This window comes from Neptunomonas qingdaonensis (assembly GCF_900113275.1).
Lineage (GTDB): Bacteria > Pseudomonadota > Gammaproteobacteria > Pseudomonadales > Balneatricaceae > Neptunomonas > Neptunomonas qingdaonensis.
In genome coordinates this window covers 1-13,867 of sequence record NZ_FOOU01000015.1, presented here as the reverse complement: position 1 = coordinate 13,867, position 13,867 = coordinate 1, and the positions used below count along the sequence as shown (strand labels likewise).

General features: G+C 44.3%; 14 protein-coding genes and 1 pseudogene. 8 read left to right on the top strand and 7 right to left on the bottom strand.

What is annotated here, in order from left to right:
• Nucleotides 1-369 precede the first annotated feature (369 nt).
• The 3 genes from BM099_RS17060 to BM099_RS17050 all read right to left on the bottom strand — a co-directional run bounded on the left by BM099_RS17060 (nucleotide 370) and on the right by BM099_RS17050 (nucleotide 2,835).
• Entirely contained in the window at nucleotides 370-1,041 is a 672-nt protein-coding gene (locus BM099_RS17060; RefSeq protein WP_090729746.1) for a DUF1028 domain-containing protein, read from the bottom strand.
• A 3-nt stretch (nucleotides 1,042-1,044) separates the two neighbouring features.
• On the bottom strand, nucleotides 1,045-1,467 hold the full coding sequence (locus BM099_RS17055; protein WP_090729745.1) for a RidA family protein: 423 nt from the start codon (nucleotides 1,465-1,467) through the stop codon (nucleotides 1,045-1,047).
• Between the two features lie 90 nt (nucleotides 1,468-1,557).
• Nucleotides 1,558-2,835 (bottom strand): flavin-containing monooxygenase, encoded by a 1,278-nt coding sequence (locus tag BM099_RS17050; protein WP_090729744.1) that lies wholly within the window; start codon nucleotides 2,833-2,835, stop codon nucleotides 1,558-1,560.
• 1,059 nt (nucleotides 2,836-3,894) lie between these two features.
• On the opposite strand from BM099_RS17050, the gene BM099_RS17045 reads away from it, so the two are divergent.
• The 5 genes from BM099_RS17045 (at nucleotide 3,895) to BM099_RS17025 (ending at nucleotide 9,418) form a co-directional block, all read left to right on the top strand.
• Nucleotides 3,895-4,965, top strand: coding sequence for an ABC transporter ATP-binding protein (locus BM099_RS17045; RefSeq protein ID WP_090729742.1), 1,071 nt, complete (start codon nucleotides 3,895-3,897; stop codon nucleotides 4,963-4,965).
• The gene (locus BM099_RS17040; protein WP_090729740.1) at nucleotides 4,962-5,843 is read left to right on the top strand and encodes an ABC transporter permease; all 882 of its coding nucleotides are present in this window, start codon (nucleotides 4,962-4,964) and stop codon (nucleotides 5,841-5,843) included. The genes BM099_RS17045 and BM099_RS17040 overlap by 4 nt, the downstream gene beginning before the upstream one ends.
• Nucleotides 5,843-6,652, top strand: coding sequence for an ABC transporter permease (locus tag BM099_RS17035; RefSeq protein WP_090729737.1), 810 nt, complete (start codon nucleotides 5,843-5,845; stop codon nucleotides 6,650-6,652). Before BM099_RS17040 ends, BM099_RS17035 begins: the two co-directional genes overlap by 1 nt.
• A 26-nt stretch (nucleotides 6,653-6,678) precedes the next feature.
• Entirely contained in the window at nucleotides 6,679-7,707 is a 1,029-nt protein-coding gene (locus BM099_RS17030) for an extracellular solute-binding protein (protein ID WP_090729735.1), read from the top strand.
• 106 nt (nucleotides 7,708-7,813) lie between these two features.
• Entirely contained in the window at nucleotides 7,814-9,418 is a 1,605-nt protein-coding gene (locus BM099_RS17025) for a GMC family oxidoreductase (RefSeq protein WP_232348824.1), read from the top strand.
• A 34-nt stretch (nucleotides 9,419-9,452) separates the two neighbouring features.
• Here the strand turns inward: BM099_RS17025 and BM099_RS17020 are convergent, their stop codons facing one another.
• The 3 genes from BM099_RS17020 to BM099_RS20845 all read right to left on the bottom strand — a co-directional run bounded on the left by BM099_RS17020 (nucleotide 9,453) and on the right by BM099_RS20845 (nucleotide 11,184).
• Nucleotides 9,453-9,827: a VOC family protein gene (locus BM099_RS17020; RefSeq protein ID WP_090729732.1), complete on the bottom strand. Its 375-nt coding sequence runs from the start codon at nucleotides 9,825-9,827 to the stop codon at nucleotides 9,453-9,455.
• 106 nt (nucleotides 9,828-9,933) lie between these two features.
• Nucleotides 9,934-11,031, bottom strand: coding sequence for an L-dopachrome tautomerase-related protein (locus BM099_RS17015; RefSeq protein ID WP_090729731.1), 1,098 nt, complete (start codon nucleotides 11,029-11,031; stop codon nucleotides 9,934-9,936).
• A gap of 24 nt (nucleotides 11,032-11,055) precedes the next feature.
• Nucleotides 11,056-11,184, bottom strand: a complete 129-nt coding sequence (locus BM099_RS20845; RefSeq protein WP_269750452.1) for a hypothetical protein — start codon at nucleotides 11,182-11,184, stop codon at nucleotides 11,056-11,058.
• A gap of 96 nt (nucleotides 11,185-11,280) precedes the next feature.
• On the opposite strand from BM099_RS20845, the gene BM099_RS17010 reads away from it, so the two are divergent.
• Nucleotides 11,281-12,189, top strand: coding sequence for a LysR family transcriptional regulator (locus BM099_RS17010; RefSeq protein ID WP_090729729.1), 909 nt, complete (start codon nucleotides 11,281-11,283; stop codon nucleotides 12,187-12,189).
• Nucleotides 12,190-12,231: 42 nt separating this feature from the next.
• On the opposite strand, the gene BM099_RS17005 is transcribed toward BM099_RS17010, so the two are convergent.
• A complete protein-coding gene (locus BM099_RS17005) occupies nucleotides 12,232-12,867 on the bottom strand; it encodes a LysR substrate-binding domain-containing protein (RefSeq protein ID WP_090729725.1) in 636 nt (211 codons plus the stop codon).
• Nucleotides 12,868-13,143: 276 nt separating this feature from the next.
• On the opposite strand from BM099_RS17005, the gene BM099_RS17000 reads away from it, so the two are divergent.
• The gene (locus tag BM099_RS17000; protein WP_090729722.1) at nucleotides 13,144-13,434 is read left to right on the top strand and encodes a hypothetical protein; all 291 of its coding nucleotides are present in this window, start codon (nucleotides 13,144-13,146) and stop codon (nucleotides 13,432-13,434) included.
• A 180-nt stretch (nucleotides 13,435-13,614) separates the two neighbouring features.
• Nucleotides 13,615-13,867 (top strand): annotated as a pseudogene (locus BM099_RS16995) (hypothetical protein); the annotation flags it as partial.

The following is a 13,867-nucleotide window of genomic DNA, read 5'->3' as shown; positions in this document are numbered from 1 at the left end:
AATATTATGCAGGGGGTGAAGATAGGAGTAGTAGGTGCTGAAGAGCCTAATGCTTAGGACTCAGCTACCTGGCAGTATATAGAACAGGCTATCAACTTAGCGTTCTGGCTTCAGGGTAGCTTTGTAACCTTTACGCAGGAAGCAGCGTTTTGATGGTGGCGGCTAATGTAGTGGTTGGTAGGGAAGTGATGCTGAAGTAGATCGGCACAATGGGATATATAAGTTTAGTAGTGATTAAGCGGTCTCACGATGTTACAGGCCTGAGAGCCGGTTCCTGAAAGAGCGCTGAGAATACTATCTGAATATAACGAAGAAAAATCCCGCGTCATTAGCGCGGGATCTATATTTTCACGAGGGCTGAGGGCTCAGTTATTCATCACCGGGCACGCCATAAGATTCTGCATTAGCAGGGTCTTTGGCGCGAGTGATATAAGCATCCATCTGTGGTTGGTAATTACGCCATACCATGCGCAGTTCATTGATTGGCTCAATGTGCCAGTCGACCCGAAGATCAACCGTTGGCCACTCTGGTTCGCTACAAACCTGCAAACCTGCTGACTGTACCGGGCCTAGTTCACCTCCGGCCGCCAATCCGGCTTCCAGAGCACTGAGAAGGCGCTCAGCCAGATGTCCGGTGCTATTTTCAAAGCTCTCTATCATCGCCTGGGGAACACCGGTATTCTCCAGCAGGTTGCCCATTGCAATACAGTTTTTACCCTCGGCATTTGCGAACAACCCCAGCGCTTCAGTGCCACTGAAGGTTATCCCTTCTCCAGCCAGGTTAAGTACACCGAGTTGCCGCCACTGGATATTGCTATCAGCTTCGGCTAATGCGGCCATGATCGCCGTGGGGTTGAGGCCTTCCGCCATTAGATCCAGCGCTAACGGTCCCAAATCCGGATTGGTAATGTTTTGCGTCAGAGCAACGCCGGTACCGCTACGTGTGAAGGCACAGCGGCTGGCGACGCAAATACTGGATGAGGTGATAGCACATCCGACCATGCCGGTGTCAGGGCAAACGCCCGCAATAGAAAATGTCATAAATTAGGTCTCGTCCTTATCAGGAATCACTGCGATGATATCGATCTCCATCAGCCATTCAGGTTGAGCTAGCCCTTGTACTACTAAGCCGGTAGAGATCGGGAAGACGCCTTTGAACCACTTACCTGTTTCTTTATACACAGCTTCGCGATAGCGGGGGTCGGTGATATAGGTTGTGGTTTTGACAACATGACTCATGTCAGAGCCCGCTTCTTCGAGTAGCTGTTTTACGTTTTTCATGGCCTGCTCGGTTTGGGCTGCAGGATCGCCAAGACCAACCAGATTACCATCAAAATCGGTCCCGACCTGACCACGGACATAGACAGTGTTACCGGCCCGTACTGCCTGACAAAGGTCATTATCCAAAGCTTGATTCGGATAAGTTTCTTTTGTGTTAAACATGCGGATTCGAGTATGTGTAGGCATCGACTTACTCCAGTTATGTATGTTGACGTTAATTCATTCTTGAGTGGGGACAGCATATTTACCTGACCTCACTCTTACTTTAGATTGTCGTTAGCGTTGCGAGGAATCACGATATTCAAGATATTTGCGTTGTGTCGCGATATGGCCAGCAATATGTTTCGCATCGTGCCAGACGCCCCAGATGAAGCTGGAGCCTCGACGTGACAGCCAAGGCAGGCCTACGAAATAGACACCAGGCTCAGTAGAGACGCCGCGTTGATGCGCTGGTTTGCCGTTTTCGTCGAAGGCGTTGACATTCAGCCAGCTGTAATCAGTGGAAAAGCCTGTAGCCCATATAATGGTAGTGATGCCTTCCTCGGCCAAATTTAGTTCAGAAATAGGGTTGGTCATGCATTCTGGATCCGGGAGTATATTGCGGGCCTTCGGTTCTTCTGGAAGGTCTAGATCATTGCGTTCAATGTACGCGTCAGCTGCATCTAATAGATCCAGGTAGTTCTTATCACCGTTAGCAATGTTCTCTGCAAGGTTCGATTGGAAGCTTACAACGTTACCATTAAACGACTTAGTCAAACCGGCCAGTGTGACACCCTGGTGGGCAAGTGCTCGAAAATCAACAGTGCCGTTATTGCCGTGTGCGCCTGTAACGGCAATAGTCACATGTTCTTTCCCGGGCTTCATTGCCTCGGCATCCCACTCACCAAGAACGCCTAACCACCAGCAGAAGTCACGGTTGCGATAAGAGCGGGGCGGACGATCATGGGCGCCAACAGAGAGATATACTTTTTTGCCTGAACGTTGTAATTCATCTGCGATCTGGACACCTGAAGAACCTGCTCCTACTACCAAAACACCACCCTCTGGCAGTTGTCCGGGATTGCGGTAGTCTGCAGAATGTATCTGGGTGAGATTGTCATTTTTTGGTGCAATCGGCGGAATGACTGGCGTTTGAAAAGGCCCGGTAGCAGACACTATTCGGTGTGCCTCGATCAGGCCCTCAGAGGTTTCAATAGTGAAGCCTGGTCGATTAGCATTGCGCTCAACTTTTTTCACCTCTACGCCCGTGTGGATGGGGGCGTTAAACTTTTCTGCATATGCTACGAAATAATCCGCAACCTGCTCTTTTGGCACAAATGCGTCGGGGTCATGGCCTTCAAATTCCAGACCCGGAAAACGATCGTGCCATGCTGGGCCGTTCGCAACCAATGAATCCCAGCGCCCTGTTCGCCATTTTTCGGCGATACGATTACGCTCCAAAACAAGGTGGGGTATTCCGAGGTTACTCAGGTGCTCACTCATGGCAACACCGGCCTGGCCGGCACCTATAACAAGCGTATCTATTTCTATTTTGTCACCTTTGCGTATTGCCATTCTTATTATCTCCCGTAATTAGCATCAGCTGGTTAGGTCAGCGTTAGTACAATTTCAGCAAGGCCTGTTGTGATTATTACAACAGGCCGGATAAGGTCAGTTTTCCAAGCGCCAGGTCAGCCGGTGAAAGCGGTATGCGCGCCTTATTGAATCTGATTAACAACGTATTCAGTTGGTTTGTTTACGTTGATTACTGCGGTGATCTTCTGTTGTTTCTGTTCCGTTGTGCAGCACTTAGCTGGATACCCAGGCTGTTTCAGAAATAATTGATAGATAGCAAGCATCTCGGCCACCTCAGATTGCCCATTCAGGTTATGAGAACTTCTTGTATTGTTAAAATATTATTAACTTTACTTCTGTATTAAAAAAAATAATGCAGAATGATTTCATTCTTTTTTAGAATCCGAGGCAGTTTAATAAAAAGCAGCACTACCTTTGGTGAGTAGATCTGTGCGGAGATGTGAATGATGTTATTTTACATCTGATCAAGATAGGCCACGGAAGATTGGTAACGATAAGCTGGGTAGTTATCGTGTTGCTCCTTGTATTGGGTACATCCTTGTCGACAGTGACGACACTATCAAGGTTCGTATCATTCAGACCGGTCTGCGTAAGGGTTCTTCCATGACCTTGCCGCTCTTATCTGAGATGTTCAGCCTGTAAAATTGCTTCGGCCCGGTTGGTGTTCAATGAAAATGGCCTCCTGCATAAGTACGTTTCCTTCAATAGTCATTATTCCCTTTTTTCTAAATAAAATTTGTTAAAGAAACAAATCCCTAAGTTAGTGCGGTAATAATAATTCCGCACAGATTTGGGGCGAATTTTTTTTGTTTTTGGGTTTATTTTAAAATATTTAGTCTTTTTGAAGTTATTCATAATAATTATTATTTGGCTTGCTTAGTTTTTTGCCCTTCTATAGAGCATATTATTTTTTTATATAGTGTATTAAAAAAATGTTATTTGTTACGTCTTTCGTTGAGTTTAGTCTGTGGGGATGCAGATATCTTGAGTTTTATTTATTCGTAGCATTGCAGTAATAACACTAATTGGAAATCAAAGATGACTAAAGCAGTTCAAATTAAGGGTGTGTCAAAAAAGTACGGCTCTTATCAGGCAATTAAAAAAGTCTCATTTGATATACATGATAATGAGTTTTTTACTCTTCTTGGGCCTAGTGGCTGTGGAAAAACAACCTTATTGAGAATGATAGCCGGATTTGAAACGCCGACAACAGGAAATATAATACTGCATGGTCAGAATATAGAAAACCTTCCCGCTAATAAGCGTCGTGTTAATACGGTATTTCAAAACTACGCGCTGTTTCCGCATATGAATCTAGAGGAAAATATCGGATTTGGTCTTGAAATGCTCGGCTGGAAAAAAGATAAACGAGAGTGTCGTGTCAATGAGATGCTTAAGTTAGTACATATGGAACAGTTTGCTAAACGTTTTCCTTCTGAATTGTCGGGCGGCCAACAACAACGTATTGCTTTAGCCCGAGCTCTAGCGCCGGAACCCGAAGTACTTCTATTAGATGAGCCATTGTCAGCACTGGATCTTAAGTTGCGCCAGGCGATGCGTGAAGAGTTACAAGATCTGCAAAGACAGACCGGTATTACCTTTATTTTTGTCACCCATGATCAGGAAGAAGCATTAGCAATGTCTGATCGTATCTGTGTATTAGCTCACGGTGAGATACAGCATCTGGACTCTCCAATCAATATTTATGAAAACCCTACTAATCGCTTTGTAGCCGATTTTATTGGCGATACGAACTTCTTAGATGTGAATGTCACCGGTAGTAATGTGCATGCAACATCTATTGAAACACCGTTAGGAATTAATATTGATGTTCCTGCTTCCGGTGTAAAAGTAGGGCAGGACGCAGTCATGTCGTTACGCCCGGAGAAGATTTCGATTAATAAATCAGTGGATGGTGTTTCTTTGCCAGGAAGGGTGATGCATCGGACTTATATGGGGGGGTATACACATTATACTATCCAGTTGTCCAGTGGCGCCGATCTTCGAGTGTCAATGCGAAATAATATTAGTAATAACATTAACTATGATCTTAATGAGGCAGTGACCCTGGGCTTCTCACCTGCGTCTGTAAGGGTGCTGGGCGAATGAGTAAATTAACTATGCGCTTTTGGGGGGTGCTACCTGCATATACAGTGATGATCCTTCTTATGATTATTCCACTGGGAATAATCTTTTATGTCTCACTGATGACTTCCGATCCTTATGGAGGTTATAAACCTCTCTTTTCACTCGAATCGTATACACAGATTCTTTATAACTACGATTGGGATAATAATCTAGAATTGAATTTTCAGTATTTGTTGATTATTGGCCGGACAATACTTCTCTCATTGTCGACTGCTATTTTATGTTTATTGATTGGCTTTCCCGTCGCTTATTATATTTCACGTCAGAGAAAAGAAGTTAAACCGGTTTTACTCTACTTAGTAACATTACCTTTTTGGGTCAGTATGGTAGTTAGGGTATACGCTTGGGTGCTGATTTTGAGTAACGACGGTGTACTTGAATCGGGCTTGCGGCTATTCGGATTCGTCGATGATATTGATAGCCTGCTATACAACAATGGGGCGATGTTGACAGGGATGATTTATAGCTATATTCCCCTGATGATACTGCCTATTTATGCCAGTATTGAGAAGCTTGATCCTCGTCTTTTAGAGGCTGCAGGTGACCTCTATTCCACGCGTATTCAGACGCTGTACAGAGTCATTATCCCGTTATGCAAAGCTGGTATTGTTTCAGGCTTTATATTGGTCTTTGTGCCATGCCTTGGAACAGTTTTGGAGCCAATACTGCTGGGCGGCGGCAAAACGATGATGATGGGGAACCTGATTCAAAATCAGTTTGGAGTGTCACGCAACTGGTCGTTTGGGGCAAGTTTGACCATCTTATTGCTTTGTATTGTCTTGATATTCTTATTCTTGCAGGCGCGTCGCGCTGCAAAGTTGAACCAAGGGGCTAACTAATGGGTCGTTTGTTGAGTTTTTTCATTAATAAAAATGATGTTAGCCGGTACCCAGGTTTTGGCATTATTACCTTATTGTTCTTTTTATTCCTTTATCTGCCAATAATGGTAATCATCGCTTTTTCATTCAATGAAAACAAAATTGTCTCAGTATGGAATGGCTTTTCAACAAAGTGGTATACCAGTGCCATAAATAACCAAACATTGGTAGATTCTCTACAGGTGTCCCTGACAGTGGCTTTTATTTCAACCTTTATTGCCACCGTTATTGCAGTTTCAGCAGCGCTAGCACTGACCAGAGGGGATGATATTAAGAATAAAAACTTTTCTATCATGGTTGTAAACTTGCCATTGATGCTGCCTGAGATTGTTTTTGCGGTAGCAATTCTTATTCTATTCTCCCTTTTGGGTGTTCAAAATGGAATGTTGAAGTTGATTCTTGCTCATACGTGTTTCTGTATTCCATTCGCTTTTTTGCCCATCAGAGCAAGGTTACAAGGAATGAATAATAACTTGGAGCATGCTTCGCAGGATCTATATGCCACGCCTTGGGTTACATTTCGCCGTATAACGTTACCTCTGATTATGCCAGGTGTTTTTGCTGGCGGGATGCTTAGCTTTGTTATCTCAATGGATGACTTTATCACCAGTAATATTGTCTCTGGTGGTGGGGCAACGACATTACCTGTTTATATTTTTTCCTTGGTTAAGCAAGGGGTATCGCCTGAGCTTAACGCAATCTCTACTCTGATTATGGTGGCTTCGTTATTGATAGCTACACCTGCTTTGTATTTCGCAACTAAAAAATAAATTAAAACAACATAGGATAAATACTAATGAAAAAAGTGATCAAGCTTGCTGCTTCAGCGGTCTGTGCAACTACGTTTTCCTTGTCTGTAGCTGCAGAAGGAACGCTTAATATTTATGCATGGGCTGAGTCTATAGACCCGGTGTTGATTGAGACTTTCGAAAAAGAAATGGATATTGATGTTATTTCAGATAGTTATACATCGAATGAAGATCTGTTAGCTAAGTTAAAGTCTGGTGCCAGTAATTATGACCTTGTTTTTCCAAGTCAGCATTTCGTTAAGATTATGATCCAGGAAGATCTTCTTGAGAATTTTGGCGCCAAGAGTATGTATGCTTTCCAGCAGGTGGATCCTCAATGGAAAAATCAGTGGTGGGATGAAACTTCTGAGTACTCAATCCCCTTTGCTTATGGCAGTGCAGGCTTCACTGTGAATCGTGATTTGTACAAAGGTCCAGCCAACTCATGGAAAGAGTTTTTCGAGCCAGCTGAAGAATTAAGAGGAAAAATTGCAGTTTTCAGTACGCCTGATGAAGTTATTCCCGCTGCTCAATTATATTTAGGCATTCCTTTCTGTACTGAAGATAGCCAGCAAATGAAAAAGGTTTTTGAGTTATTGAAAGCTCAGAAAGAGTATGTTGCTGTTTATAGCTCAGACAACATTGGCTCCCGAATTGCTGGTGGTGAAGTGACATTGCATAACTGGTGGGATGGCAACTCAATGAAAGCCCGCAAGAATGATGGCGCTGCCATTGAGTATGCTCAACCAAAAGAGGGTTTAGTAGGCTGGATGGATTCTATGGTTATACCTAAAGGCTCTAATAATGTTGAGAATGCCAAAATTTTCATGGACTGGATTAGTAAACCGTCTAACGCAACAGCTCAGGCAAACTATTATGGCCATTCACCTACCGTTGCAATAAATGCCGAAGATGCTATTCATGCACCTAAAAGTTCGCCTGAGTTATTCCCAACCGTACCTGTTGAGATGACACGTGCTTGCTCACCAGCTGCTCAAAAGCTAGTAGATAAAGTATGGACTCAGTTATTGCAGTAATGTCTATAGAATAATCATATAAAAAGTCAGTCAGTTTGACTGACTTTTTACTTTTCTATTTCTCTATTTCTCTATATTTAAAAATCATCTTCTTAGGGGGGTTCTGATGACCACTATGCACCAAGAAACCTATGATTACATTATCGTTGGCGCGGGCTCATCAGGAAGCGTTCTTGCTAATAGATTAAGTGAAAATCCAAAAGAAAAAGTGTGCTTAATTGAATCTGGTGGCTCGGATGCTAGCCTTAGGGTGCAGGTTCCTGCTGGCACAATTACTTTGTATAAAAGCCAAACATACAGTTGGAATTATTTTTCTGTACCTCAAGAAAATATGAACAACCGTCCATTACATATTCCTAGAGGCAAGGCGCTGGGCGGTTCATCATCTATGAATAGTATGATTTATATTCGTGGCGACAAGAGTGATTATGATCGTTGGGCAACTCTTGGTTGCGATGGCTGGGGTTGGAAAGATGTATTACCTTATTTTAAACGTTCAGAAAGAAACGAACTGAATCAGAGTGGCGATTATCATGGCTTTGATGGTGAGCTGGCGGTAAATAAAGCTAACGATCCAAATCCATTCTCATATAAGTTTATCGATGCCGCTCAAAAAGCCATAAACTTACCACGTAACGAAGATTTTAATGGTGCATCGTTACAGGGATGTGGCATCTATAATTTGACACAAAAAAATGGTCAGCGATTATCCAGCTACCGGGCTTTTGTTGCACCAGTCTTATCTCAACGAGATAATCTTGACGTAATAACAAAGTGCTCAGTCGATCATTTAATAATGGAAGGAAATCGAGTCACTGGGATTAAGTTGGTGAGTGAAAGCAGCTCGCGAACTATTATGGCGAGTAAGGAAGTCATTTTGAGTGCAGGCTCGTTAGGAAGCCCGCATATTTTACTGAGGTCGGGTATTGGTCCAGAAGAAGAACTACGTAAAGCAGGTATAAAACCAATACATAACCTACCGGGTGTGGGTAAAAATTTACAAGACCATCTAGATGGATTAGTAACGGTACGCTCGAAAAATACGAAAACCTTGGGCTTCTCTCTGGGGGCTTTACCTTCTATATTAGCATCGCCTTTTAAATATATTTTCAATAGAAAAGGTTGGCTTTCTACAAATTATGTTGAAGCCGGTGGCTTTGCTTTCACGTCAGACACTGAAACTATACCCGATGTTCAATTCCATTTTGTACCGGGATATCGCAGTCACCGAGGGCGTTTATTTGAGTGGGGGCATGGCTATGCCATTCATACATGCGTATTGAGGCCAAAAAGTATCGGTGAGGTAAAAATTAATACAAGTAAAGAACTTGATATTGATTTTAACTTTTTAGCTGACGATAAGGACGCAAAAGTCTTAATAGAAGGTATACGACTCGCTAGGAAAATCCTTGCAGCATCACCATTTAATGATGTACGAGGAAAAGAGATGCTGCCAGGTGAGCATGTGCAAACGGACGAAGAGCTTCTTGAGTATATTCGGGAGTATGGCGCAACAGTATTTCATCCAGTCGGTACCTGTAAAATGGGCACTGACTCTATGGCGGTTGTTGATACTGAGCTCAAAGTGCATGGTTTGCAAGGTATCCGAGTTGTTGATGCGTCCATTATGCCGACTTTGGTTAGCGGTAATACGAATGCGCCTTGCATTATGATTGCTGAGAAAGCATCTGATGCGATAATGGCTGTGTAAACATGTCTCTATTAATTTTCATTTATAGTCGAGTTTATTCACCAGAAATAAAATCGATATGGACGTGATTATTGTCCGGATCACGGAGGTGTATCTGGGTCTGATTAATGGAGTCGATATTTTCCTGATAAAAGCGTATGCCCATCGTCCGTAGTCTATCTTGAAACATCTCGGCGCCAGTCGCCTTAAACGCGAAGTGTTCAAGTTTTAGGTCAGCCCCAATGGACGGTAAGCGATCGACGCCAACTAAGTGGATGACTGCTGCTTCACCCGTATAGAGCCAGACACCTGGAAATGAAAAATCTGGGCGTGGGCCGATGCTCAGACCCAGAACCTCGGTGTACCATTGCGTCATCGCATCAATTTGAGTGGTGCGGATGTTTACGTGATCGAGTTTGGTGATATGCACTGTCCGGTATTCCTGTTGCCAGAGTCATGGGTGAGTGCGCCCGAAGTACCGGACGCACATAAGGAGGGATGATATTTAGAAGTCTGGAATACGTACTATTCTTGTATCAAGGCTTCAACGTCAGGATAAAGTATTCTTTATCACTGGAATCTACTCCGCCGTTTAATGCTGGGTGAGTGTTGAGCTGGTTTGCGGTGATATACAGGGTGCCATCAGGGCCGAAAGCAAAGCCATCAGGCCAACGTAGACGTTTATCGTCCTGAGCGAGGATCTCAAGTCCTTTAGGGCCTGATCTGGTGATAGCCGATGTTTCAATATCACCAGAGACCACGCGGCTTTCAGCATCCACGATGAAACCATCATTAGGGCGCTTATCCGCATAGCGTTCGATTTGCGTAGTTAAAGCTGCATCGTCCAGCGCCTCGTCAGCCAACGCCGCCGTAGCGATTCGAAAAACATCGGTACTGTTCATTGAGCCAAAGTACACATACTCGAAAGCAGGGTCGATAGCGATTGCATTCATCGCTAGATGCCAAGGCTGGGTCGTACCATCCTCTGCTTTAAAGCCCATCAATGCACCATTGATCATCACGTCATGTTCGACCGGCATCAAGTGACTATCAGCTTCAAGCACACGACGAGCCTGCCCCGTTTCAATATCCACGACGACAAAAGCGGGCTTCATGGCAGAAGCTGGTGCGGTAAAGGTCATATCAGCAATGTAGATCTTGCCATGTTTCTCATCAAGCACGAAGTCTTGCAGGAAAGAGATAGGCTGTTTTACGCTCGCAGGGATCTCAATAACTTTGTGCAGTCTGTCAGCCTTGCTATCCCACGCTACCAATTGTGCAGGGGTGTTCGTTCCCCCCATATCCAGGATCCAGACCACGTCATTGCTGGCGGTGGTAATACCAATGGTAGCGGTGATGCCGACCTTGCCTTTTTCTGGACCATCAGCCCAATCCAACGTCGGAAAAGGCACCTTGCTGCCATCCGGTTTTACTTCAACTACTCGTAAGGAAGGGCCATCAAGTGGTTGTTGAGTGATAATCACACGGTTATCTGACGTAATCGTAATATTGCCAGGTCGGGTATCGGAAATTTTGGCATAGGTCGACAGCTCTTGGGCAGCCACCGAGACTGAAATGGTATTCAGTACTAGTGCAGCTAAAGTTGCCGCAATTTTAAGTTTTGAAAAAGGCATGATATTTTCCTTGTAAACGTTTTGTTAGTTGAAGTGCCTGTCTGCAGTAACGACACAGTTGGAATCGTTTGGCATTTCAAGCAGTGGCGCGCTGACATTAATTTGGATCGCGTTTGCATAGATATTTGCGACGATGCTAATTATGCCCATCATTAAAGTCTCTGGTGTTGATGATGAATTCATCTTATTGATTTGTTCTTGTCGGATAAACAGCCATAATACAAAATATAAATCCGGGAAATCCGTACAATGCTGCTCGCTAATATTGATCTTTTTATTAAAATTGTAGAATCCGGTAGCCTCACAGCCGCGGGTCGTGAGGTTGGGTTATCCTCTACAACCGTGTCAGAACGGCTAGCGGCGCTAGAAGCACATTACGGTGTGGTGCTCTTGAACCGTACAACCCGGGCCATTAGTCTGACTGAAGAAGGTCGAACTTTACTCGAAGGGGCTAAAGAGGTTCTCGATGGTGTCGTTGATCTCGAAACCCGTATCCGATTTGGTGCACAGACATTAACTGGTCCTATCAGAATCAGCGCGCCTAGTGATCTGGGTAGAACACTTGTTTGTGATGCAATACAGATATTTCTCGAGGATCATCCAAAGATCAGAATTGAACTCTTATTATCTGACGGGTATGTCGATATCGTTGGTGAGGGGATCGACATTGCGATGCGGTTTGGCGCCATCGAAGACAGTACCCTGCGAGTGAAAAGTCTAGGCGTAAAACGCAGGGTAGTTTGCGCTGCGCCAAGTTATGTCGACGCTCTAGGTACTCCTAAAGTGCCTGCCGATCTGAAAAACCATAACTGTTTGCTGATGCGGTTTGGTCATAAACTAGACAACTCTTGGCGTTTTGGATCAGGCGTCAGCAAACAAGTAGTCACTGTCAGTGGGGACCGGGTTGCCAATGACGGTGCATTAGTCCACCAATGGTGCCTTGCAGGTTTCGGAATAATGCTGAAATCAGAATTAGACATTGGGGCTGATATTCGTGCTGGCCGACTAATAGAGTTGCTACCTGATTTCGCATCGCCCGCAGTGCCTCTGCAGATTATGTTTCCACCTGCGCGGGCGCAGCCAAGGCGTGTGCGTGCTTTTGCTGACTATCTGATCGAGACGTTTGAACGAGTGGGTGGTCTTACTGAGCAGACATAGACCTCTGTGGGCTTGCTAGATAAACGACTTTCATTGGGCATATTACTCGGGATCAACCTCAGAAAAAATCCATTGTTCGAAACGCTGTAAAGAGATTTGCTCACTCGTCGCTTCCGGGTAGGTGAGGAAGTAGCCGTCGTCTCCGGACAGCACATGCTCGCTTGCTAACACCAGACGACCTGCATCAAGGTCGTTACCCACAAAGCTCAGGTCTACCAGACCAATCGCATCGCCAGAGCTTATTGCTTCCAGTACCTGAGCCGTTCCCTGTACTTCAATGCCCGATAGTTCATTAGGTGGCACCACACCAGCAGAGCTCATCCATTCTAACCATAAGCCTTTCATCGAAGAATTGTGGATTAACGGTTGCTTCGTTAATTCTTCTATAGCAAATGTCCCACTGTTCTTTTCAAATAAGTCAGGGTGGCAAGCAGCCACAATACGTTTAGTAAATAGCCGTTTTGATATGGTATTTGGCCAGTGCCCATGTCCCATCCTAATGGCTACATCGAACGGGTCGCTCCGGAAATTGACCAAGTCGGGAGTGGCAATCACCGACAGGTTAATTTCGGGATTTTGTGCATAAAAATTTTTTAATCGAGGCAGCAACCAGCGGGTGGCAAACACCGGTGCTACTGATAATGCCAAGAAATTTTTTTCTGACTCACGCAGCGCCATCTGACTTGCTTAGTGTATCTGTTTCAGCGGTTCGCAAATATTGAAAAATCGCCAATTTGGTCTTCTGGCGATCCGCTTTTGACACATGATGGCCTAAACCAACTCGACGAGTTTCGATACTTTTAAAAAATACATGGTGAGGCTCAGAAGCATAAAAATCAGATATAACTAAAAACTTTTAAAAAAAGTTTTCTTATTTCAGTTTCGTTTCAGCTAGGGGTTTTAAAGTAGCACCATCAAGTAGCGAAACACGCTAACGAATTTAAGGAAACGACCATGAAAACTTTACTGACTACAGCTCTTCTTTCTTCAGCTCTTTTGGCTTCACAGGCATTTGCCGGTGGTTTAACTGATTTCTCTGCACCGTCTGTTGAGGCTAACCTGGCAGTTGGCCAAGTAGCCACCGCTCAGGGGTTTGCATCCGTTAACAGTCCCCTGTCTGACTTGGGTGTATCGGCTCAAGCGCATTTGGGTGATGCTAACCACAATCTTGTTAGTACTTATAACCATACGGTTGCGTTGACAGGGTTAGAAGTACCCGCTCAATCAACAGAAGCACACCTTTAATCGTTGTATGGGAGGCTTTGCCTCCTATTACAGGTATTCGCATTTATTTAAGCTCTCATCATGAAGTAGATATAGACCTTTGCCGCTAACTTAATAGTTCAGCGGCTTAATGAGATGGTTCCCCTCGCTTTTAACCAGCTATGCTGGAAAGGTGACGAAACCAACAAGGAGAACCATCTCATGTATATCAAAGTCCTTGGAATCGATTTAGGCAAGTCTTCTTTTCATTTAATCGGTTGTGACTCCCACGATCAACAAGTCTGTAAAAAGAAACTTTCTCGTCAAAAACTCATAACTTTTATCGCTCAACTACCGCCGTGTCTGATTGCATTTGAAGCCTGTGGTGGTGCGCATTGGTTAGGCCGCCTCTGTATGGAGCACGGTCATGACGTTCGATTAATCCCACCTCAATATGTTAAACCTTTCGTTAAAG